The 22,527-nt window shown below is 71.6% G+C and carries 20 protein-coding genes and 1 pseudogene; 13 read left to right on the top strand and 8 right to left on the bottom strand.

The window, feature by feature from the left end:
* Nucleotides 1–52: 52 nt before the first annotated feature.
* The 3 genes from Rai3103_RS09925 to Rai3103_RS09935 form a co-directional block, all read right to left on the bottom strand.
* Nucleotides 53–1,123, bottom strand: a complete 1,071-nt coding sequence (locus Rai3103_RS09925) for a histidinol-phosphate transaminase (RefSeq protein ID WP_153572473.1) — start codon at nt 1,121–1,123, stop codon at nt 53–55.
* 124 nt (nt 1,124–1,247) lie between these two features.
* Nucleotides 1,248–1,892 carry a VOC family protein gene (locus Rai3103_RS09930; RefSeq protein WP_153572474.1) on the bottom strand — a complete coding sequence of 215 codons (645 nt, stop codon included), beginning with the start codon at nt 1,890–1,892 and terminating at the stop codon, nt 1,248–1,250.
* Nucleotides 1,893–1,947: 55 nt separating this feature from the next.
* Nucleotides 1,948–2,886, bottom strand: coding sequence for a DUF3109 family protein (locus tag Rai3103_RS09935; RefSeq protein WP_153572475.1), 939 nt, complete (start codon nt 2,884–2,886; stop codon nt 1,948–1,950).
* A 55-nt stretch (nt 2,887–2,941) separates the two neighbouring features.
* On the opposite strand from Rai3103_RS09935, the gene Rai3103_RS09940 reads away from it, so the two are divergent.
* Nucleotides 2,942–3,811, top strand: a complete 870-nt coding sequence (locus Rai3103_RS09940) for a sugar phosphate isomerase/epimerase family protein (RefSeq protein WP_228488834.1) — start codon at nt 2,942–2,944, stop codon at nt 3,809–3,811.
* Between the two features lie 2 nt (nt 3,812–3,813).
* Nucleotides 3,814–4,590 (top strand): CPBP family intramembrane glutamic endopeptidase, encoded by a 777-nt coding sequence (locus Rai3103_RS09945; RefSeq protein WP_194793084.1) that lies wholly within the window; start codon nt 3,814–3,816, stop codon nt 4,588–4,590.
* Here Rai3103_RS09945 and Rai3103_RS09950 read toward each other — a convergent pair.
* The 5 genes and pseudogenes from Rai3103_RS09950 to Rai3103_RS18745 form a co-directional block, all read right to left on the bottom strand.
* Nucleotides 4,587–7,337 carry a helix-turn-helix transcriptional regulator gene (locus tag Rai3103_RS09950; protein ID WP_153572477.1) on the bottom strand — a complete coding sequence of 917 codons (2,751 nt, stop codon included), beginning with the start codon at nt 7,335–7,337 and terminating at the stop codon, nt 4,587–4,589. The genes Rai3103_RS09945 and Rai3103_RS09950 overlap by 4 nt on opposite strands.
* 163 nt (nt 7,338–7,500) lie before the next feature.
* On the bottom strand, nt 7,501–10,293 hold the full coding sequence (gene benC, locus Rai3103_RS09955) for a benzoate 1,2-dioxygenase electron transfer component BenC (protein WP_153572478.1): 2,793 nt from the start codon (nt 10,291–10,293) through the stop codon (nt 7,501–7,503).
* Nucleotides 10,294–10,302: 9 nt separating this feature from the next.
* Nucleotides 10,303–10,869: a benzoate 1,2-dioxygenase small subunit gene (benB, locus tag Rai3103_RS09960; RefSeq protein WP_277872963.1), complete on the bottom strand. Its 567-nt coding sequence runs from the start codon at nt 10,867–10,869 to the stop codon at nt 10,303–10,305.
* A 17-nt stretch (nt 10,870–10,886) separates the two neighbouring features.
* Entirely contained in the window at nt 10,887–11,684 is a 798-nt protein-coding gene (locus Rai3103_RS18525) for an SRPBCC family protein (RefSeq protein WP_277872964.1), read from the bottom strand.
* Nucleotides 11,685–11,938: 254 nt separating this feature from the next.
* A pseudogene (locus Rai3103_RS18745) lies at nt 11,939–12,271 on the bottom strand (Rieske 2Fe-2S domain-containing protein); the annotation flags it as partial.
* A gap of 188 nt (nt 12,272–12,459) precedes the next feature.
* Between Rai3103_RS18745 and Rai3103_RS09970 the strand changes: the two are divergent.
* The 11 genes from Rai3103_RS09970 to hemL all read left to right on the top strand — a co-directional run bounded on the left by Rai3103_RS09970 (nt 12,460) and on the right by hemL (nt 22,506).
* The gene (locus Rai3103_RS09970) at nt 12,460–13,500 is read left to right on the top strand and encodes an aspartate-semialdehyde dehydrogenase (protein WP_153573698.1); all 1,041 of its coding nucleotides are present in this window, start codon (nt 12,460–12,462) and stop codon (nt 13,498–13,500) included.
* Nucleotides 13,501–13,603: 103 nt separating this feature from the next.
* Complete coding sequence (locus tag Rai3103_RS09975) at nt 13,604–14,128, top strand: pyrroline-5-carboxylate reductase family protein (protein WP_153572479.1); 525 nt, start codon at nt 13,604–13,606, stop codon at nt 14,126–14,128.
* A complete protein-coding gene (locus Rai3103_RS09980) occupies nt 14,125–14,454 on the top strand; it encodes a pyrroline-5-carboxylate reductase family protein (RefSeq protein WP_153572480.1) in 330 nt (109 codons plus the stop codon). The genes Rai3103_RS09975 and Rai3103_RS09980 overlap by 4 nt, the downstream gene beginning before the upstream one ends.
* A 144-nt stretch (nt 14,455–14,598) precedes the next feature.
* Nucleotides 14,599–14,700, top strand: a complete 102-nt coding sequence (locus Rai3103_RS09985) for a 30S ribosomal protein bS22 (RefSeq protein WP_002550589.1) — start codon at nt 14,599–14,601, stop codon at nt 14,698–14,700.
* Between the two features lie 134 nt (nt 14,701–14,834).
* Nucleotides 14,835–15,080 carry a glutaredoxin family protein gene (locus tag Rai3103_RS09990; RefSeq protein WP_228488835.1) on the top strand — a complete coding sequence of 82 codons (246 nt, stop codon included), beginning with the start codon at nt 14,835–14,837 and terminating at the stop codon, nt 15,078–15,080.
* A 104-nt stretch (nt 15,081–15,184) separates the two neighbouring features.
* Complete coding sequence (locus Rai3103_RS09995; protein ID WP_194793085.1) at nt 15,185–15,919, top strand: redox-sensing transcriptional repressor Rex; 735 nt, start codon at nt 15,185–15,187, stop codon at nt 15,917–15,919.
* Nucleotides 15,916–17,277 (top strand): glutamyl-tRNA reductase, encoded by a 1,362-nt coding sequence (locus Rai3103_RS10000; RefSeq protein ID WP_194793086.1) that lies wholly within the window; start codon nt 15,916–15,918, stop codon nt 17,275–17,277. The genes Rai3103_RS09995 and Rai3103_RS10000 overlap by 4 nt, the downstream gene beginning before the upstream one ends.
* A complete protein-coding gene (gene hemC / locus Rai3103_RS10005) occupies nt 17,274–18,269 on the top strand; it encodes a hydroxymethylbilane synthase (protein ID WP_153572484.1) in 996 nt (331 codons plus the stop codon). Before Rai3103_RS10000 ends, hemC begins: the two co-directional genes overlap by 4 nt.
* 160 nt (nt 18,270–18,429) lie before the next feature.
* Complete coding sequence (locus tag Rai3103_RS10010; RefSeq protein ID WP_153573699.1) at nt 18,430–20,079, top strand: bifunctional uroporphyrinogen-III C-methyltransferase/uroporphyrinogen-III synthase; 1,650 nt, start codon at nt 18,430–18,432, stop codon at nt 20,077–20,079.
* A 36-nt stretch (nt 20,080–20,115) separates the two neighbouring features.
* A complete protein-coding gene (hemB, locus tag Rai3103_RS10015) occupies nt 20,116–21,096 on the top strand; it encodes a porphobilinogen synthase (RefSeq protein WP_153572485.1) in 981 nt (326 codons plus the stop codon).
* Between the two features lie 81 nt (nt 21,097–21,177).
* Nucleotides 21,178–22,506, top strand: coding sequence for a glutamate-1-semialdehyde 2,1-aminomutase (gene hemL, locus Rai3103_RS10020; protein WP_153572486.1), 1,329 nt, complete (start codon nt 21,178–21,180; stop codon nt 22,504–22,506).
* The last annotated feature ends 21 nt before the right edge of the window (nt 22,507–22,527 follow it).

Here is a 22,527-nt window from a genome sequence, read left to right on the forward strand (position 1 = left end):
GCTGCAGCCTAGGCCAGCCCACCGACACCCGACCGTTCCACCGCCTCGTGCGTCAGCGCAGCAGCGTGCCCGCCACCTCGAGGATGCGGTCGTTCGCGTCCGGCTCGGCGATCGAGACGCGCAGGCCCTCGCCCGCGAAGGCGCGGGTCATCAGGCCCGCCTCGCGGAAGGCGTCGAACCAGACGTGGGTGAGCTCGCCGGCCGGGAACCAGACGAAGTTGCCCTGGGTGGCGGGAATCCGATGGCCCAGCCGGCGCAGCTCCTCGGCGATCCGATCGCGTTCGTGGATCGTCACCCGCACGCGCCCGATCAGCTCCGGTTCCGCCTCGAGGGAGGCGAGCACGGCGACCTGGGCGGGGCTGGAAATGGCGAACGGCATGGTGACGGAGCGGACCGCCCGGGCGATCTCCGTGTCCGCCGCGGCCATCCAGCCGACCCGCAGGGCGGCCAGGCCGTACGCCTTGGAGAACGTCCGCAGGGACACCACGCCCGGGTGGACGTCCAGCAGTTCCAGACCGCGGGTGGCGCAGGGGTCGTTGACGTACTCGACGTAGGCCTCGTCGACGATGACCAGGATGTCGTCGGGGACGGACTCCAGGAAGGTCACCAGGTCGTCGTGCGGGATCGCCGGGCCGGTCGGGTTGTTCGGGGTGCAGACCATCACCGCCCGGGTCCGCGGGGTGATGGCGGCGCGCATCGCGTCGAGATCATGTTCCCCGGTCGCCGTCAGCGGGACCTGCACGGAACGGGCCCCCAGCACCTGGACCGCCAGCGGGTAGGCCTCGAAGCTGCGCCACGCGTAGACGACCTCGTCGCCCGGGCCACAGGTGGCCTCGAGCAGATGGGCGAGCACCTCGACGGAGCCGGTGCCGAAGGCCAGGCGCTCCTCGTCCAGCCCGTGCCGGGTGGCGAGCGCCGAGGTCATCTCGGTGTTGCCGGCGTCCGGGTAGCGGTTCATCTCCTCCAGCGAACGGGCGACCGCCTCGAGGACACCCGGCAGGGGACCGTACGGGTTCTCGTTGCTGGAGACCTTCCAGGCCCGACCGTCCGGCCCCGGCTTCGGTGAGCGGCCGGCCCGGTAGGGCGGCATGCCCGCGATGTGGGGGCGCAGCGTCAGCGACATGGGGTCTCCTCGGTACGGCTGGTGAGTGCCTGATCGTACGCCGAAAAGGGCGCCGTCCCAGGGGACCGTCGCGCCCCACGGGACGGCGGACGGCCCTGGGGCCACCGGGCCGAGGACCCCACGATCAGATCGTCACCGACCCCTGAGGAGTCTGGAACGTCGCGGACATGATGCCGGGTTGGCCGTGGCGGCTGCTCCACTCCAGGCGGAATCCGTCCAGGAGGGTGGCCGGGTCGCCCCCGAGCCAGTCGCTCAGCCGGGCCGGATCGCCGGACAGCTCGAGCGACTGCCAGGACACCGTACGGCCCTCGTCGGACAGTGCGGCCGGAAGCAGCTCGTCGGCGCTGATCCAGCGGATGAAGAAGGGGAGCTGCGGGTCCGCCTGGAGACCCTTGATGCCCAGCTGACGCCACTCGAGCTGGCGCCCGTCGGGGAACCGGCGGGTGCCCACAGCGGCCTCCCGGCCGAGCTTGGTCTCGAAGGCGGTGAGGTCTTCGGTGGAGACGGCCCAGGACATCCAGCCGCCGCCGGCCTCGGATCGGGCCCTGACGACCTGCCCGAAGGGCGCCTTGTCGGCCGCGGGATGGTCGAGGACCTCGACGATCTCGATGTAGCGATCATCGGCAAGAGGAATGAGGCGGTTGCGGGTGCCGAACCGCGGGTGGAAGCCTCCGTCGCGGGAGTCCACCCCGAGCGCGTCGCTGAGGAACTGGGCCGATGCCAGGAGTCCCTCAGGCCCGGCGGCGTACGAGAGGTGGTCAACATGCATGGCCTCATTGTGCGCCACCCGGGCCCCCGCATTTTCCCGGGGGTGCGGACGTGGATCAAGACCTGTGTGATAAGAGGTCCTGTGCCGCCCGCGTCGCCGGATGAACGGCCAGCGGCAGCCCGACACCGTCCGGTCCCGCCGACGCCAGCGCCGCGCAGTGGTCGGCCAGGGCCTCGTACCCGGCCTCGCCCATCAGGGCGGTCAGCTCGGTGGCCAGCGAGCGGTAGACCGGCTCGGCGGCCGTGTGCGCCGCCGCGGTCGAGGTGCAGTACCAGGCCAGGTCGTGGCCGCCGGCACCCCAGCCGGACCGTACGTACTCCCCGATGCTCACCTCCGTGTACGTCGACCCGTCACCGCGCTCGACCTCCCGGAACAGCCGCCGGATCGGCAACTGCCAGCAGACATCGGGCTTGGTGAGGGTGAAGGGCACCCCCTCGCGGGCCGCGAGATGGTGCAGCGCACAGCCCTGGCCCCCGGCGAAGCCGGGCCGGTTGAGGAAGATGCAGGCGCCGTCGACCAGTCGCGTGGCCCGCTCGGTCCGCGCCCGGCCCTCCTCCGCTTCTGCCGCATCATCCTCCGCATCCTCCGGCTCCTCGAGGACGTCCACCACCCAGTCCCGCCGGGCCGACCAGGCCGTACCGTCCGCGTCGGTCCCGCCCGCCCTCGCGTTCTGCCACAGGTCATCGCCGAGTCGCGCCACCCAGTCGGCCACGCGCCGCTCGTCGTCGGGCTCGCTGAAGTGGGCGCCCAGCGTGCAGCAGCCGTCGTCGGGTCGTCCCGCGTAGATCCCCGGGCAGCCGGCCCCGAACAGGCAGTGCCACCGTGACGTGAGCCAGGTCAGGTCGCAGCGGAAGACCTGGTCGTCGTCGGCGGGATCGGCGAACTCGACCCAGACCCTGGGGAAGCCGTCGGCGACCTCGCCCTCGGCCAGCCCGGGGCCGGCCGTTCCCGATGGTGCGGGCACTCGGGACCGAACGGACTCTGCGGCAGACATGGGCCCAGCGTAGGCGCTGAGGTCCGCCTCCCGAGGGCCTCGCTACGCTGGAAGCGTGACGGACAGTACGCAGGAGAGCGCGCAGGTCGACGAACGGGAGTCCGACGCACTGAGGACGTCGAGCCTGGTGACCCTGTCCACCTCCTCGATGTTCCCCGAGTCCACGGCCAGCGGGTTCGAGACCGCGGCCCGTCTCGGGTTCGACGGCGTCGAGGTGATGATCGGCATCGACCCCGTCGGCGCCGACGTCGAGGCGATCGAGAAGTTGCGCGACTACTACGGCGTCCCGGTGACCTCCATCCACGCGCCGACGCTGGTCGTCACCCAGATGGTCTGGCGCGGCACCGGCCACTGGGACAAGCTGCGCCGCTCCGCGGACATGGCCTTGGCCCTGGGCTGCGACGTGGTGGTCGTCCACCCGCCGTTCCGCTGGCAGGGTGACTACGCGACCGGCTTCGTGGCCGGCATCGCGGAGGTCAGCCAGCAGACCGGAGTGCGGTTCTGCGTGGAGAACATGTACCCGTGGCGGACGCCGGCAGGGGAGTACAAGGCGTACCGGCCCACCTGGGACCCGACCCACGAACCGTTCCAGCACCTCACCCTCGACCTCTCCCATGCCGCGACGGCACAGATGCGGTCGATGGACTACGTACGGGCCTGGGGGGACCGCTTGCAGCACATGCACCTGACCGACGGCCTCGGGTCGTTCCGCGACGAGCACCTGCCCCCGGGGACCGGCAACCAGGAGGTCGCCGAGGTGCTGCAGCACGTCATCTCCCACGGCTACATCGGTGACCTGTGCCTCGAGGTCAACACCCGGGGCGCGGGCAGCCGGGCCGGGCGCGAGCGGATGCTGGCCGATGCACTGGCCTGGACCCGGGACCGGGTCGCCCGGGCCCGCGAGGCCGCCCCCCTGTTCTCGTGACGGTGACCAGGACCGAGGCGAGGGCACGGGCGTCGTACGGCGTCGAGGTGCTGCTGCTCCTCTTCGTCTCGCTGGGCCGGTCCGCGGTCTACTCGGTGCTGGCGATCCTCGATCTGTCCACCCGGCCGGGCGGCGTGGCCGCCCAGACCAGCCAGCTCAACCCGACCGTGGTGCCCGACCGGCCGTGGCTCGATGCCCTGTACCAGATCGCCCAGACCCTGCTGCCGTTGGTGCCGGCCCTGCTGGCGGTCCACCTGCTGGGCCGCAGCCACCGGGATCCGTGGGCGGCGATCGGGATGGATCTGCGGGGTGGCCGGCGGCGCTGGGCCCGCGACCTCGGCACCGGACTCGCGCTGGCCGCCGCGATCGGCGTCCCCGGCCTGGGCCTCTACCTGCTCGCGCGGGCCGCGGGCCTCGCGACGGACGTCCAGGCAGCGGGCCTGGGGACCAGCGTCTGGGCGCTCGTCGTCCTGCTGGCCCGCGCCCTGATGAACGGGCTGCTCGAGGAGGTCATCGTCGTCGGGTACCTGTTCGACCGGCTGCCCCGGCTCGGCTGGCCGCCCTGGGCGGTGCTGGTGGGGTCGGCGCTGCTCCGGGGCACCTACCACCTCTACCAGGGGTGGGGCGGCTTCGCCGGCAACATCGTGATGGGGTTGGTGTTCGGTCTGGTCTACCGGCGGACCCGGCGCGTGGCCCCGTTGGTCGTGGCCCACACCGCCATCGACGTGGTCGCCTTCCTCGGCTACGCGCTGCTGGCCCCACGGGTCGGTTGGCTCTAGCCGGTCACCTCGGTCAGCTCGCCGCGATGGGCGGCCAGCTCGGTGCGTGAACGCAGGCCCAGCTTGCTGTAGACCCGGGTCAGGTGGAACTGCACCGTCTTCACCGAGATGAACAGCTCCCGTGCCACATCGGCGTTGCTCAGGCCCTGCGCCACCAGCCGGGCGACGGCCTGCTCCTGGGCGGTCAGCGCCTCGAGGTCGAACCCCGCCGGGCGCGTCCCGGCCGCTCCGCCCGCCTGCAGTTCCCGCCGGCAGCGTTCCACGTACACCGACGCGCCGAGGGCCGAGAAGCCGTCCAGGGCGCGACGCAGCACCACCCCGGCATCGCGACGCTTGCCGGCGCGCCGCAGCGCCTGCCCGTAGAGAAAGTTGATCCGGGTCCGCAGGTAGCTGTAGGGCAGACCCTCCACCAACTCGAGGGCCGTCTCGAAGGAACCCCGGGCCCCGTCGATGTCGCCGCGCAACGAGGTGAGCCGGCCGCGGGCCATCGCCAGCCGGGACGCCGCGCTGTGCCGCCCGGCGTCCTGGGCCCGCTCCTCGTGCGGGCGCAGGAAGGCGTCGGCCTCGTCGAGGCGCCCGGTGAGGGACAGCGCGCTCGCCCACATGTCGTGCCATGGCCAGAACCCGGGCTCGTCGACGCTGTCCGGGCGCTGGGCGGTGGCGATCGGCTCCATCGCGTGCAGACTCGCGTCGGCGTCCGAGCGGGCCTGGGCCACCCGGCCGCGGGCCATCGCCGTGGGGAGCCGGGTGACCATGTACTCGGAGCTCACCGCCAGGGCTTGGGCCACATGCCAGTCGGCCTGGGCCGCCTCACCCCGCAGCGCACTGATCTCCGCGCCGGTCCAGTGGATGAGCGGCGCGATCAGGTCCATCCCCGTGCGGTCGAGCAACTCGCAGCCGCGGTTGACCACCGCGGAGGCGGCGTCCCAGTCACCGACCTCCAGATAGGCGCGGGCCAGCCAGCCGGACGCCCACAGCGCCACCCGTGAGGAGCCGTGCCAGAACGCCTGCGGGATGGCCGCCTGGAAGTCCTGGATCGCCTGGTGCGGGCGGTCCCAGGCGAGCTCCAGCCAGCCATGGCCCATCAGCGCGCGCTGGCGCTGGGCGCCGGTGTGGAGGATCTCCAGCGTGCGATGGTAGGCGGCCTCCGCCTCGGGCACCCGCCCCGCCATGCCCAGGCCGAGTCCGAGCAGGGTGTGCACCTCGACGGCAGCGGGTAGGTCGGGCCGGCCCAGCCGGTCCGCGATGGCGAGGCAGCGCTCGCCCCAGCTGAGCAGCGCTGCGGCGTCGACGTCGCTGAGGGCGTGAAGGGAGAGTCGTTGGGTGGCCGCTGCCTCGGCCTCCGCGTCCTCCCCGGCCGCCGCCAGGGCCCGGTGCAGCTGCTGCTCGGCCTCCCCGCGGCGGGCCTTGAGGATCGCGAGGTAGCCCAGCGCGATGTCGCGGCGCGCGTTGCCGGGGAAGGCCTCGACCTCATGGGCCAGCGACTCGGCGGCGTGCAGGTCTCCCGCGCCGGTCATCGCATCGAGGGCCGCCACCAGACAGCGCTGGCTGACGGCCCGGTCGGGGTGGCCGCGGGAGGCCAGCACCCAACTGTCGGCGGCCCGGCGCCACCGCCCGTCGGCGGCGTACGCCTCGGCCAGGGTGGCGATCTCCTCCGCGAGGGCGGCGTCAGGTTCCTGGGTCGCCGCGGCGAGGTGCTGGATGCGGTCGAAATCGTCGGTGGCCCGCTGGGCCGCGGCGAGGTGCAGCCGCCGGCGGGTGACCAGGTCGACCGCGTCGTACGCGGCCGCGGCGAGCATCGGGTTGGTGAAGGCGAGGGCGAGCCGGCCCTGGTGACTGTGCACCAGCAGGAGCCCCCGGGCCCGGGCCTCGTCGATCGCCGGCAGCATGTCGTCGAGCCCGGCGAGCGCGGCCACCTCCCCGGCCGTGGTGCCCTGTCCGGTCACCGCGAGGGCCGTCACCAGTTCCCGGACGCCCGGGCCGGCGGCACCGAGCACGGTCTCGAGCTCCTGGCGTACGGCCCGGGGCGCAGGCAGCGAATCGTACGAGGTCTCCCAGTCCATCCCGGGGAACTCCTCCAGCAACTGCACCACCAGCCCGGGCAGGCCGCCGGTGAAAGCGGCGAGTCGACGGGCGGCGTCGGTGCTGATCAGTACCCCGTGCGCGCGGGCGAGGTCGCGGACCGCGTCGGCCCCGAGCCCCCCGACGACGACAGTGCTCGCCCGGTGGGCCCGCAGGACCTCGGCGAGTTGCGGGTCGGATGCCTCGACGTCGGTGATCTCGAGGATCACCACGATCGGCTCGTCGCCCAGCCGCTGGACCGCCGAGGAGATCGCCCGCAGTGACATCGGGTCCGCGTGCTGGGCGTCCTCGATGACCACGACGAGACCTCCCTCGGCGCCGTCCCGCAGCCGGCCGAGGACACGCTGGGTGGTCCCGGCCGGGTCGGCGTCACCGGTGAGGATGGGGGCGGAGCTGCGCAGGCTCGGGGAGGAACAGAGGCGCTGGGCGAGTTCACCGGGGAAGCGGCGCTCCCAGGCGAGGCCGGAGACCCGGGCGAGCCGTGCGCCCGGCGTCGCCCGAAGGACGCGGTTGACGGCCTCCCTGACCAGGGCGGTGCTGCCGACGTGGGCCGCCCCGGCCACCACGAGGAGGGCCGGCTGCCCGGCGAGGGCCTTCTCGCACAGATCGGACAGCGTGCGGAGCTCCCGCTCGCGGCCGATCAGGGGCGACTCCGCCGGATCCATTGCAGCATCATAGGTCTGCCTCACCTGGTCCGGTACTCCTTTCGTGGGGACGCGACGAGGCCCGGGTGGGGACGGGTCGGTCCCCACCCGGGCCGGATGACCGGCCGGTCCGGTACGCGTGCCTGGAGTCACCTCCCGCACCGGCCGGCCATCGACCGGCGGCTCAGCCGCCGAAGTCGCCTCCCGCCACCGGCAGGATGGAGCCGGTGATGTACGAGGCCTCGTCGGAGGCCAGGAAGCAGATGGCCGCCGCCTGTTCCTCCAGTGTCCCGTAGCGATGCATCAGCGACGATTCCACCGTCTGGTCGACGGTGACCTGGTGCCACGCCTGTTCCTCGGGAGTCGACGGCTCCCCACCCCGCGGGATGCGGCGCGGCGGTGCCTCGGTGCCACCGGGGGCGGTGGCGACGACGCGGACGCCGTGTGGTGCGGCCTCGAACGCCAGCGACTTGGTCAGCGTGTTCACGCCGCCCTTCGCCGCGGCGTACGGGAGCCGGTTGAGTCCCATCGTCGCCGTCGAGGAGACGTTGACGATGGTCCCGTGACCCTGGGCGTACAGCTGCGGCAGGACCGCCCGGCAGGCCCAGAGCGTGGGAAAGAGCGAGCGGCGGATCTCCGCCTCGATCTCCTCCTCCTGGTACTCCTCGAACGGCTTGCGCCAGATGGTGCCGCCCACCACATGGATGGCCACATCGACCCGGCCGTGCTCGGTGAGCGCCTTGGCGACGACGGCCTGGGCCCCCGCGTACGTCTCGAGGTCGGCGCGCACCGTGGCGACCGTGCCACCCTTGCGGGTGATCGTGGCGGCCACCTCGTCGAGGATGTCGGAGCGGTCGGCCAGCACCAGCTGCCCGCCCTCGGCGGCGATCCGTCGGGCCACCCGTTCACCGATGCCCTGTGCGGCTCCGGTCACCAGGACCACCTTGCCGGTGAACCGTCCCGGGCTGACGAAGCCCGGCTCGTCGAGCAGACCGCCGAGGATCATCGCCCGACGAGTGGTCTCCTTGCCGTGCTCGGCGTGCTCGATGATGAGCCGGCGGGTCAGGTCGCGGTCCCCCTGTTCGAAGGCCTCGATGATCCGGTCGTGGTCGCCGATGACGTCCGGGTGGCACCACTGGCCGTGCGGCAGCATCTCGTGCATGTGCCCGGCGACCCCGAGACGGCGGTAGGCCTCGAGCAGGTGTTCGTTGCCGGTGAAGGTGAACAGGTACTCGTGGAAGGCCGAGTTCGCGTCGGTGAACTGGTCCGCGTCGACGAACCGGTCGCCCTGGACGAACGGCCGACAGGCGTCGGCGAGCATCCGGAAGCCGGTGATCTGCCCGCTGTTCAGCCGGCCGATCGTCAGCTCCATCACCCCCAGCTCCAGCGCCGTCCGGGCGTCGAAGAGGGAGTCGGACTTCAGGATCGACGGGTGTTCCTCGCCGATCACGTAACCGTCCGCGGTCACGTTGTCGGCCGCCGGCGCCGGTGCCTCGACGACGGCGAGGACCGGGTCGTGCAGCGGGGCGTACGCCTGCCGTGGCCGCTGCGAGGTGCCGCCGATCCCGTACGCGTCGCCCGGGCCGAGGCCCAGCGCCGCCGGGTTCGGAGCGGCCGCCTCGGCGGCGGCGTCGCGAGCACCGGACAGGACGAGTCCACCGATCCCGAACGCAGTCCGGTCATCGGCGGGGACGGCCGGACCGGTCCCCAGCGGCGCCATCTCGGTGGCCCGGTGGGCGGGCAACAGATCGTACGCGTCGGCTCCTGCGGGGACCGCCCTGACCACACCGACGGCCCCGGCGGGAACCGCCACGGGCGCCGATGCGGGGAGCGTGGCCTCGGGCGACTCCTCGAGCAGCACGGTGCCGGTGGCCTCCTCGGCGACGGCCTCGCCGACGTTCTCCTCCGACGCCTGCTCGTTGGCGGCCGCGGCCTCCAGCGCCTCGACGCCGTGGTCGCGGGAGGCCGAGCTGCTGGCCAGGGAGAACTTCTCGTAGAAGAAGCCCTCGGGCTCCAGTCCGGTCGCCTGGAAGTGCTTGCGGACTGCCTCCACCATCGGCGGCGGGCCGCACAGGTAGACCGAGACGTTGCCGTCGTAGAGGTTCTTCGGGTCCATGTGCGCGGTGACGTACCCCTTCTTCCGGGCGGTGGCCGCCGGGTCGGCGACGCAGTAGTCCCAGGTGAAGTTGGGCAGCTGCTCCTGCAACTGCGCCAGCGTGTCCAGCTCCACCGCCTCGGTGTCGGTGTTCACGCCGTAGATGAGGTGCATCGGGCGGGTGCTGCCGGCCTTGGCCGAGGTGCGCAGCATGGCGAGGATGGGGGCCAGGCCGGTGCCGCCCGCGAGGAGCAGCAGCGGGGTGGTGCCCTCGCGCAGGAAGAACGACCCGTTGGGCCCGTGCAGGGTCAGCCGGTCGCCGACCCCGGCGCGCTCCGAGAGCCAGGTGGACATCGCCCCTCCGGGGGTGATCTTCACCAGGAAGCTCAGCCGGCGCTCGTCGGGGGAGGTACTGAAGGAGTACGAGCGGCGCTCCTCGGTGCCGGGCACCTCGATGTTGACGTACTGCCCCGGCAGGTAGGACAGCGACTCGCGATCCTCGACCTCGATGCTGAAGCCGATGACGTTGTCGCTGTAGCGGTGGATGTCGACGACGATCGCCTGGAAGCTGCCGGCCACCGTCTTCGCCACCTCCGACGTCGACGCGATCCGCAGCACGAGGTCGGAGCGCGGCTTCATCTGGCAGGGCAGGCAGAAGCCCTCGGCGGCCTCGCTCTCGCTGAGGGCGTCCTCGATGTAGGAACCCGGATCGTAGTCACCCGATTCACAGAAGGCCTTGCAGGTGCCGCAGGCGCCGTCGAGGCAGTCCACCGGGATGTTGATCCTCGCTCGGTAGGACGCCTCGGCGACCGTCTGGTCATCCTGGGCCGTGATGAAACGGGTGACGCCGTCCTCGAAGGTCAGTGCGACCTGATGCGTCATGTCAGCCTCTCAGACGTGGTAGATGTCGACCACGTGGTGGATGTAGTCGTTCTTCAGGACGACGACCTTGCGGCGGATCACGGGGGAGGGGCCGGAGAAGTCGATGGTGTAGAACGAGGTCCCGTAGTACGGGTCCACCGTCTGGTAGCGGAAGTACATGGTGTGCCAGTTGAAGCGGACGTCCACCAAGGCACCGCGCCGGTCGATGATCTCGACGTTGGTGATGTTGTGGGACGTACGGGGCTCCGGCAGCGAGGTCGCCGACGAGCGCTCGGTGCGGATCCGGAAGATGCGGTCCTCGAGCCCACCCTTGTTGGGGTAGTACATCAGCGAGATCTCGGTCTGCGGGTCGCGGCTGAGTTCGCCGTCGTCGGCCCAGGAGGGCATCCAGAACTCGACGTCGTCCGCGTAGCACTCGAGCCAGCGGGTGAAGTCGCGGTCGTCCAGGTGGCGGGCCTCGCGGTAGAGGAACTGCTCGACAGCCTGCTGGTCGACGTAAACGTCGGCGGCGGGGGCGTTCGGGACGGTGGTCATGGTCATGGTCATGGTCGTGGGGGTCGCGGTCTGCGTCGTCATGGTCCTGGTACTTCCTCTCACGCCAGCTCGGTCAGCGCTGCGGCCTCGGCTGCCTTCTCGGCGGCCTGGGCCTTCTTCATCACGGACAGCCAGTACTCGTGGTGTACCGGGTAGAGACCCTCGTCCTCGTTCTTGACACCGGAGGAGAGCACCTTGGTCATGCCCAGGCCCTTCGCGACGTCGTTCGGACCGGCGATCTGGTGGCCCTGGCCGCGCGACATGTCGTTCCACCGTGCGGCGGTGCCGAGGAAGGTCTTCTGGCAGGAGCGGAACTCCTCCAGGTCGTCCGGGGTGGCCATGCCGGAGGCGTTGAAGAAGTCCTCGTACTGACGGATGCGCTGGGCGCGGGACTCCGCCGACTCACCCTTGGGGGCGATGCAGTAGATGGTGACCTCGGTCTGGTCCACGCTGACCGGACGGAAGTGGCGGATCTGGGTGGAGAACTGGTCCATCACGAACACGTTCGGGTAGAGCAGCAGGTTGCGCGAGCCCTTGACCATGAAGTTGCCCTTGGCCTCGCCGAACTTCTCCTTCAGCTCCTCGAGCTTGGGGAAGAGCGGGCGGGACTCGTAATTGGCGGCCGTGGTCCACAGGCACAGGTGGCCGTTGTCGAAGGACCAGTAGCCGCCGCCCTGCTTGCCCCACTTGCCGGCGTCGACCGTCTGGGTGGTGTTCTTGGATTCGCCGGTGGCACGACGGCCGGTGGTGGCTGCGTAGTTCCAGTGGGTGGCGGTGACGTGATATCCGTCGGCCCCGTTCTCCGCCTGGACCTTCCAGTTGCCGTCATAGGTGTAGGTGGACGCGCCGCGCAGCACCTCCAGCCCCTCGGGGACTGGTCGACCAGGCAGTCGAGGACCTTGGTCGCGTCGCCGAGGTAGTCCTCGAGCTCGGCCACATCGGCGTTCAGCGAGCCGAAGAGGAAACCGCGGTAGGAGGCGAACCTCGCGATGTGGGTCAGGTCGTGCGACCCATGCGTGTTGAACTGCTCCGGGTAGCCGGCGTCCTCGGGGTCCTTCACCTTCAGCAGCTTGCCGTCGTTGCGGAACGTCCAGCCGTGGAACGGGCAGGTCAGCGTGGTGCGGTTGTCGGTCTTGCGGCGACACAGCATGGCACCGCGGTGCGCACACGCGTTGATCATGCAGTGGAGCTCGCCGTCCTTGCTCCGGGTGATGACCACGGGCTGGCGTCCGATGTAGGTGGTGAAGTAGTCACCGACGTTCGGGACCTGCGACTCGTGGGCCAGGTAGACCCAGTTGCCCTCGAAGATGTACTTCATCTCGAGCTCGAAGAGCTGTTCGTCGGTGAAGACCGAACGGTCGAGCTGCCACTTGCCCTCGGCGGGGTTCTCGACCATCAGGGAGTCGAGATCGATGGTGAGGGCATCGATGCTGGGATGTGCCATGTTTCCTCCAGGTGACTTCGTCGGCACCCGTCCCGCGGCGGGACGATGGAGTCACTGTGGCAAAGCTCACGTTGGCATGGCGCCAGACAATTGCCTAGCTGCGACCCAGGCACCCTGGTACCCCCCTGGCGGCGGGCGGGATCGAGGTGTGGACAAGCCCGCCGGCCGGCGCTGGCGTGTGCCGTAGGCTGGGATCCATGCGAGTTGGAGTATTCGGGGCGACCGGTCAGGTCGGCGGCGTGATGCGCACGTTGCTGGCCGAGCGTGGGTTCCCCCTCGACGACGTCCGTTTCTTCGCGTCGGCCCGGTCGGCCGGCACGAAGCTGCCCTGGGGCGACGGCCAGGTGACGGTGGAGGACACCGCCACTGCCGATTTCTCCGGCCTTGATATCGCGATCTTCTCCGCGGGCAAGAAGACCTCGCTGGCGGTTGCGCCGAAGGTGGCCGCCGCGGGAGCTGTCGTGATCGACAACTCCTCCGCCTGGCGGATGGACCCGGACGTGCCGCTCGTCGTCTCCGAGGTCAACCCGGGTGACGCGATCAATCCGCCGAAGGGCATCATCGCCAACCCGAACTGCACCACCATGGCCGCGATGCCGATCATGAAGCCGCTGCACGACCTCGCCGGTCTGCGCCGGCTGATCGTCGCGACCTACCAGGCCACCTCCGGCTCCGGCGTCGCCGGGGTCGCGGCCCTGGCCGAGCAGACCGCCGCGGTCGCGGACCCCCGCCGGCTCGCCCTGGACGGTTCCGCGGCCGGCATCCCCACCGACATGTACGGGCCGTACGTCAAGCCGATCGCCTTCAACGCCCTCCCCTTCGCCGGCAACCTCGTCGACGACGGCACCGGGGAGACCGACGAGGAGCAGAAGCTGCGCAACGAGTCCCGCAAGATCCTGCACATCCCGGACCTGCTGGTCTCCGGCACGTGCGTGCGGGTGCCGGTCTTCAGCGGACACTCGCTCGCGATCAACGCCGAGTTCGAGCGTGACATCACTCCGCAGGAGGCCGTCGAGGCACTGCGTGACGCCCCCGGCGTCGAGCTGATGGACGTCCCCACCCCGCTCGACGCGGCCGGCAAGGACCCCTCGTACGTCGGCCGGATCCGCCGCGACCAGTCCGCGCCCGAGGGCAAGGGGCTGACCTTCTTCATCTCCAACGACAACCTGCGCAAGGGCGCGGCCCTCAACGCGGTCCAGATCGCGGAGTTGCTCGCCGCCCGCGTCTGACCCGTCACGTCCCGTACGCCGATGCCCCGCCCACCCGGGCAGGGCATCGGCGTACGTTGTCCTCTGGGCACCCGCCCACTCTGCTCAGCCGTCCGGAGGACACATGGACCACGCACCCGCCGACCTTTCCGCGCTGACCGTCGCCGTGATCGGCGGCGGCGTGATGGGCGGCACCCTGTTCCGGGCCATCCTGGCCGTCGACGATCCGGGGGTCGCCGGTGCCGTGGTCGCCGAGACCCATGCCGGGCGCCGGGCGGACCTGCTGGAGGACGTCGCCGGGCTGGTCGCCGGCCGGGACGTCCGCGCGACCGAGGACGCCCTCGAGGCGGCCCGCGGCGCGGATGTGGTCGTGCTGGCGGTCAAGCCGCAGGATGCCCGTGCGACGCTGGCGTCGATCGCCGGGGAGTTGGGTCCCCGTACCCTGCTGCTGTCGATCTGCGCCGGCCTGTCGACCGCCACCCTTGAGGGCTGGGTCCCGAGGGCGTACGCGTCGTCCGGGGGATGCCGAACACTCCCGCCCGGATCGGTGAGGGGGCGACCGCCGTGTGCGCCGGATCCGCCGCCGACCCGGCTGATCTCGACCTGGTCGTCCGACTGCTGGGTCGCTCCGGTGTCGTCGTCGCGGTGACCGAGGACAAGATGGGTGCCGTCACCGGAGTCTCCGGATCGGGCCCGGCGTTCGTCCTGCTGGCCATGGAGGCGATGATCGACGCCGGTGTCGAGCTCGGACTGACCCGTGCCGTCGCCCGCGACCTCGCGGTGCAGACCTTCCGTGGCACCGCGGGGCTCGCCCTGGAGCCGGGGTCGCACCCCACGCTGCTGCGTGAGGCGGTGACCTCCCCCGGTGGCACGACCGCCGCCGGTCTGGCCGCCCTGGAGGAGCACGGGGTGCGGGCGGGCATCGCGGCCGCCGTCCGCGCCACGTACGCCCGCAACGCCGCGCTGGGGGCCTGACCCGCGCGTCCGCGTTTTCGCGTCGGGGCGGGCGTCGGGATAGGATGTGGAAGTTGCGACCGGCGTGGTCGCGAGTCGTCGCCGCGTCGGCGTCGAACATCCGTCCTGTCCGGGCCCCAGGCTCGGCGATCGAGAGGTCCATCCGTGGGTTCTGTCATCAAGAAGCGTCGCAAGCGCATGGCGAAGAAGAAGCACCGCAAGCTGCTCAAGAAGACGCGTATCCAGCGTCGTCGCGCCGGCAAGTGACGCTCGGGCCCAGCCGGGTCCGATGACGTGATCACGTTCCGATGACACCTCGGTGGATCCCTCGCTGGGGGCGTGGCGACGCGCCGTCGGCCGGGTCCGAGGAACACGCCGGGGGCACTCCTACCGGTGCCCGCGTGCGCGTCCTGAGTCGCGTCGGCTGCCATCTGTGTGATGACCTGCTCGTCGTGGTCGACGAGGTCTGCCGGCGTCGCCAGGAGGCCTACGACGTGACCGACGTCGACGACGACCCGGCGCTGAGGGCCCGCTACGGCGACCTCGTCCCGGTCGTCTTCGTGGACGGCGCGCAGTTCGCGACCTGGCGGGTCGACGCTGCGGCATTGGATGCCGCTCTGTCGCAGCCTCGGCAGGGTGTCCGGTGACTCCCGGCCCGGACGCTGCCGCAGCGCGGTCCGGCGGGTTGGAAAGGCCTGTCGGAGCTTCTACAGTGGGCTCGCAGGTGAAATCGCACGATGGCAGGAGGGCCGTGTCCGAGGGCGCTGCTCCGCCGGCCTCCGGCGGTATTCCCGACGCGACGATCGCGCGGCTTCCCCGGTATCTCCAGGTGCTGCGTGACGTCCGGGGCCAGGTGACCATCTCCTCCCAGCAGCTCGCGGAGGCAGTGGGAGTCAACCCCGCCCAGTTGCGCAAGGACCTGTCGTACTTCGGGTCCGTGGGCACCCGGGGTGTCGGCTACGACGTCGGGCGGCTGATCGCGTTGATCTCCGACCATCTCGTCGGCCCGGGCACCCGGCCGTTCATGATCGTCGGGATGGGCAAGCTCGGCACCGCGATGGCGGGTTTCACCGGCTATCCCGAACGCGGCTTCCGACTGGCCGCGCTGGTCGATGTCGCACCGGCACTGGTGGGCACCAAGCTGCGCGTGGCCACGACGATCGGTCCCACCAGCCTGGCCGTACGACACCTCGACGACCTCCCCGCGATCGTCGCCGAGACCGGTGCCAGCCTGGCGCTGCTGTGCGTGCCCCCGCGTGCGGCGCAGGAGACCGTCGAGCGGCTCGCCACCGCCGGGGTCACGAGCATCCTCAACTTCGTCAGTGAGGGAGTCCACGCTCCCGAGGGCGTACGCCTGCGCGACGTCGACCTCGCCCGCGAGCTCCAGATCCTGGCGTACTACCAGCAGCACCCTGACACCGCCGCCCCCCAGGGGGACCCCACGGATGCCCAGGGGACGTCGACCCAGAAGAAGGTATCGGTGTGAGCATCCTCGTCCTCAGCGTCTCCCACAAGACAGCACCAGTCGATCTCCTCAGCCGAGCTTCGATGGACGCGGTCACCGCGGCGAAGCTGGAGAGCGGGCTCGCCGAGAGCGAGCACATCGACGAGGCCGTGGTGCTGTCCACCTGCAACCGCACCGAGGTGTACGCCAACGTGTCGCGGTTCCACCTCAGCCTGGAGGACATCACGAGCCGGATCGCGGAGGCGACCGGGCTGGCGGCGGGGACCCTGCAGCAGCATTGCGCGGTCTTCTACGACGAAGCGGCGATCAGCCACCTGTTCAACGTGACGTCCGGGCTGGATTCCATGGTCGTGGGGGAGAACCAGATCCTCGGCCAGGTGAAGACCGCCCTCACCCGCGCCCAGGACTCCGGCACCGTCGGGCCCCAGCTCAACAACCTCTTCCAGCAGGGCCTGCGGGTCGGCAAGCGCGTCCAGTCGGACACCGAGGTCGGTGCCGCCGGGCAGTCGCTGATGACCGCCGCCCTCGACGAGCTCTACCAGCAGGGGATCCGACTGGTCGGTCAGCGGGTGGTGATCGTGGGTGCGGGCTCGATGGCCGCCCTGTCGGCGCACACGTTGGCCGGCGAGGGTGTCGACCTCATCCTGGTCAACCGGACCTTCGAGAAGGCCGCGCACCTCGCCCGCGCGGTGGGGGGGACGGCCCGGCCGATGTCCGAGCTGGACGCCGTCCTCGAGGAAGCCGACATCCTCGTCACCTGCACCGGGGCGCGCGGCACCGTGATCACCGCCGACCAGGTCCGCGACGCCGCACTGTCGGCCGTGATCGACCTGGCGCTGCCGGCCGACGTGGAGCGCGACGCCGCCAAGTACGCGCCGCTGATCAACCTCGCGCTGCTGATGGAGCGCGACACGGACCACGCCACCGCCTCGCAGCTGCGCGACGCCCAGCAGCTGGTCGGCGAGGAGACCCGCGACTTCCTGGCCCAGCGGCGCGCGGCCCAGGTGAAGCCGACCGTCGTCGCCCTGCGGGCGATGGCTCGCGACGTCGTCGACAGCGAGCTCGAGCGTCTCAGCGGACTGACCCCCGATCTCAGCGACACCGAGCGGGCCGAGGTGGAGAAGGCCGTCCGCCGGGTCGTCGACAAGCTGCTGCACCAGCCGACCGTACGGGTGCAGGAGTACGCCCGCAGCGAGCAGGAGGTCGACTACGCCGCCGCGCTGCGCGACCTCTTCGCCCTCGACCCCGAGCACATGCGGGCCGTGCTGTCGCCCTCGCCGGACGGGACGCCCCCGCGAGGTGCCGCGGTGGCCGCGACCGCCGGCGTGATCGCGGCGGCCGGGTCCGTCGCCTCCGGCACGAACGGCGTGCGAGCATGACCCGGCCCCACGTCCGGGTCGGGGCCCGTAAGTCCGACCTCGCCCGGACCCAGGCCGAGTGGATCGCCGCCCGGCTCGAGGAGTTGGGCGCCACGACCGAGTTCGTCGGCGTGGTGACCACCGGTGACACCGATCGACGTCACCTCACCGAGATCGGCGGGACGGGGATCTTCGCCACCGCGGTGCGCAGCGAACTGCTCGAGGGCACGATCGACGTGGCCGTCCATTCCCTCAAGGACCTGCCGGTGGATCCGGCGCCGGGTCTGGTCGTCGCGGCGATCCCGGCACGGGAGGACCCGCGCGACGTCCTGGTGGGCCGCCACCTCGACGAGCTGCGATCGGGGATGCGCATCGGCACCGGGTCGCCGCGGCGGGTGGTCCAGCTGGCCCACCTGCTCGCCGAGCGGGGCCTGGAGATCGAGATCGTCCCGATCCGGGGCAACGTCGGCACCCGGATCGATCTGGCCCGACGTGGCGAGGTCGACGCGGTCGTGCTCGCCTCCGCGGGGCTACGCCGGCTCGGCATCCTCACCGGGCACGAGGACCGGACCATCCTCGCCGGACTGGCGGCCGAGTCGATCCCGGTCCGGGACGTGCTGCCAGCCGCGGGCCAGGCGGCGCTGGCCTGTGAGGTGGCCCAGACCGCGGACCCGGAGCTGATGGCCCTGATGGCGGCGCTCGACGACCTCCCGACCCGGCTCGCCGTGACGGCTGAGAGGCGCTTCCTGGGCACCATGGAGGCCGGTTGCCTGGCGCCGGTCGGCGCCCACGCCACCGTCGGGGAGGGGCTCGACTTGACTCTGCGGGCCGTTGCTGGGCAAATGATACGTAGTACTTCCTCGAGCGACGCGGGCACCCCGCTGACACTCGTGGAGGGCGACGCGCCGGCACCCGACGGCGAGTCCCCGGCGGACGCCGTGGGCCGCGCCGCGGACCTCGGTGACCGCCTCGCCCGCACGATGGTGCTGCGGCATCCGGCCGAGACCGCTTGATGCCCCGGTCCCATCGCTGGGCGGCCCGGCCGCCGGCCGCCGCTCGCAGGCCATTGAACGAGAGAACGCAGTGACGACGATTCCGGCTTCGAACCAGCAGGACGACAAGCCCGGCGCCGACAGCGCCCCGGCTGCGTCGGATCCCGCCCCCGCCCCCGCCATGTCCGCCGACGAGGTGCGGGCGCTGCCCGGCGAGGGCCCCGCCGGCCGCGGCCGGGTCATCTTCGTGGGGACCGGGCCGGGTGACCCCGACCTGCTGACCCTGATGGCGGTGCAGACCCTGTCCGACGCCGACGCGGTGATCATGGACAGCGCCGACCTGCTCGCCATCCTGGACCACCCGGCGGTCCGGCTGAAGGCCGGCGTGCAGCCGGAATGCCTCGCCTGTCACGACGACGGACGCCCCCTCACCCCGTCCAACCGGGCCAAGGAGGTGCTGCGGCTCGCGAACCGCGGCCAGCGCGTCGTACGGCTCGTCAAGGGTGACCCGTTCATGGACGCGAACGTGGCCGACGAGGCCGCGGTCTGCGTGAAGGGCGGTATCGACTTCGAGATCGTCCCCGGGGTGTCCTCGCTGACCGCCGTGCCGGAGTACGTCGGCATCGCGCTCAACAAGACCGACGGCATCCACTTCGTGTCCGCCACCGACGGCACCTTCACCAAGGCCCAGTCCGCCCAGTGGGCGCCGACCGGCACCCTGGTGGTGAACGCCCGGGTCGACGTCGTCGCCGACATCGCCGAGGCGGCCATGTCCTCCGGGCGGCCCTCGTCCGAAGCGGCGCTGGCGGTCCTGGGCGGCGGCTCGACGGCCCAGACGACCGTGCTCACCACGCTCGTGCAACTGGCCGAGTCGGTGCACGCCGCCGGCCTGCCGGACAGCACGCTGGTGCACGTGATGATCGGCCCCGCGGTCGAGCAGCGTGACGACCTCACCTGGTACGAGTCCAAGCCCCTCTTCGGCTGGCGGGTCCTGGTGCCCCGGACGAAGGACCAGGCCGGACCGCTGACCACCCGGCTGCGTACGTACGGTGCGATGTGCGAGGAGGTCCCGACCATCTCAGTCGAGGCGCCGCGCAGCCCCCAGCAGATGGACAAGGCCATAAGGGGCCTCGTCGAGGGCCGTTTCGAGTGGGTCTGCTTCACTTCGGTGAACGCGCTCAAGGCGGTGCGGGAACGGTTCGAGCAGTACGGGCTGGATGCCCGCGCCTTCTCCGGGCTCAAGGTGGCCGCGGTGGGGGCGACGACCGCGAACGCCCTGCGCGCCTGGGGCATCGAGCCCGAGGTCGTCCCGGTCGGGGAGCAGTCGGCCCGTGGGCTGGCGGCGGAATTCCCGCCGTACGACCCGGCCCTGGACCCGATCAACCGGGTCTTCCTGCCGCGGGCCGACATCGCCACCGAGACCCTCAAGGCCGGCCTCACCGCCCTCGGCTGGGAGGTGGAGGACGTCACCGCCTACCGGACCGTCCGCGCCGCGCCGCCGCCAGCCCCGGTGCGCGAGGCGATCAAGACCGGCCAGTTCGACGCCGTCGTCTTCACCTCGTCCTCCACGGTCCGCAACCTCGTCGGCATCGCCGGCAAACCGCACTCCTGCACGGTGATCGCCGCGATCGGCCCACAGACCGCCAAGACGTGCGAGGAGCACGGACTGCGGGTCGACGTGATCGCGCCGACCCCGTCGGCCGTCGGCCTCGCCGACGCCCTCGCCGGTTTCGCCGCGGACCGCCGCGACACGTACCTCGCGAAGGGCCAGGCGGTGCCGAAGCCGTCGGAGACCCGCCGCGGGGCACGCGCCCGCAAGCGCACGTCCTGAGCGTCGCACACCCCTTCCCTGCCTGGAGGCACCAGCATGGCCGTTCCGTACCGCCCGCGTCGCCTCCGCACCACCCCCGTCATGCGGGCGATGGTCGCGGAGACCTCCGTCGAGCCCCGTCGCCTGATCCACCCGGCGTTCGTCGCCGAGGGGCTGACCGAGCCGAGGCCCATCTCCTCGCTGCCCGGCCAGTCCCAGCAGACCCTGGACGGCATTCGCCGCGACGCGGAGGAGTGCGCCGAGTTGGGTCTGGCCGGGATCATGCTCTTCGGCGTGCCGCTGGCGAAGGATGCGACCGGCTCGGGGGCACTCGCCGAGGACGGCATCCTCAACCAGGCCACCGCGGCGGTCAAGGACGCCGTCGGTGACGATCTGCTGGTGATGACCGACGTCTGCCTGGACGAGTTCACCGACCACGGGCACTGCGGCGTGCTGGCCGCGGACGGCTCGGTCGACAACGACCCCACCGTCGAGATCTACGCGCGGATGGCCGTGATGCACGCCGACCGCGGGGCCCATGTCGTCGCCCCCTCGGGGATGATGGACGGCCAGGTCGGGGCGATCCGCGCCGCGCTCGACGACGCCGGCCACCAGGACGTCGCGATCATGGCCTACTCGGCGAAGTACGCCTCGGCGTTCTTCGGCCCGTTCCGCGAGGCCGTGGGGTCGTCGCTCAAGGGCGACCGTAAGACGTACCAGCAGGACCCGGCGAACGCCCGCGAGGCCATGGTCGAGGTGGAGCTCGACCTCGCCGAGGGTGCCGACATCGTCATGGTGAAGCCTGCACTGCCGTACCTCGACATCCTCCGCCAGGTCCGTGACGCCGTGAACGTCCCGGTCGCGGCCTACAACGTGTCCGGCGAGTACGCGATGGTCGAGGCCGCCGCAGAGAAGGGCTGGATCGATCGCGAGCGGACCGTCCGGGAGATCCTCACCTCGATCCGCCGCGCCGGCGCCGACACCATCCTCAGCTACTGGGCCCGCGACTTCGCCCGCTGGGAGCGTGCCGGACACTGAGCCCACCCTGCGGCAGGGTTCGTGGTCGCGGCGGCGGGAACGTACGCTGGGGCTTGCCCGCCCACCCCTGCAGGAGGATCGATGCCGTCCTTGCCCACCGAGCAGTCCGCCGCGCTCTTCGAGCGCGCCGCGAAGGTGATCCCGGGTGGGGTGAGTTCCCCGGTCCGCGCCTTCCGCGCCGTCGGTGGGACGCCGGTGTTCATCCGCTCCGCGGCGGGGGCGTACGTCACCGACGTCGACGGCAACGAGTACGTCGACCTGGTCGGTTCCTGGGGACCGATGCTGCTCGGCCATGCCCATCCCGAGGTTCTCGACGCCGTCGCCCGGGCGGCCCGCCAGGGGACGTCCTTCGGGGCCCCCACCGGCGCCGAGGTCGAGCTGGCTGAGGAGATCATCGCCCGTACGCCGGTCGAGCAGGTCCGGCTGGTCAACTCCGGCACCGAGGCGACGATGTCCGCCCTGCGGCTCGCCCGCGGCGCCACCGGCCGGGACAAGGTGATCAAGTTCGAGGGCTGCTACCACGGCCACGTCGACTCCCTCCTCGTCGCCGCCGGCTCGGGCGCCGCCACCCTGGGCCATCCGTCCTCGCCCGGAGTCACCGAGGCCACCACGGCCGACACCATCGTCTGCGCCTACAACGACCGCGCCTCTGTGGAGCGGGCCTTCGCCGAGCACGGTGACGAGATCGCCTGTGTGATCGCCGAGGCCGCCGCCGGCAACATGGGCGTGGTCCCGCCGATGGAGGCCGACGGGGAGAACTTCACCGCCTTCCTCGCCCGGACCGCGCACGCCCACGGCGCACTGCTGATCACCGATGAGGTGATGACGGGCTTCCGGGTCTCCCGCTCAGGCCAGTGGGGTCTGGACGGCCAGCACGGCGACCTGATGACCTTCGGCAAGGTGATGGGCGGTGGCTTCCCCGCCGCGGCCTTCGGCGGCCGGGCGGACCTCATGCAGCAGCTCTCGCCGGTCGGCCCGGTCTACCAGGCCGGCACGCTGTCCGGGAACCCGGTGGCCACCGCGGCCGGCCTGACCACCCTGCGGCTGGCCACCGACGAGGTGTACGCGCAGATCGACCGCAACGCCGCGCTGCTGCGCGCCGAGGTCGGCAAGGCCCTCGACGCGTTCCAGGTGCCGCACGTCATCCAGCACTCCGGCAACCTCTTCTCGGTGTTCTTCACCCCGCAGGGCGTCACCGCGGTGCCGGACTGGTCGGTCGCCGCCACCCAGCGCCAGGACGTCTTCGCCGCGTTCTTCCACGGGCTGCTCGACAACGGGGTCTACCTCGGGCCGTCGTGCTTCGAGGCGTGGTTCCTCTCGGCGGCGCACGACGACGCCGCGATGGACCGCATCCTCGAGGCCCTGCCGAAGGCCGCGGCCGCCGCCCGGCTCGCCCTGACCGCCGCCTGACGCGCCGAACCGACCAGGAGT

The sequence above is a fragment of the Raineyella fluvialis genome (assembly GCF_009646095.1).
Lineage (GTDB): Bacteria > Actinomycetota > Actinomycetes > Propionibacteriales > Propionibacteriaceae > Raineyella > Raineyella fluvialis.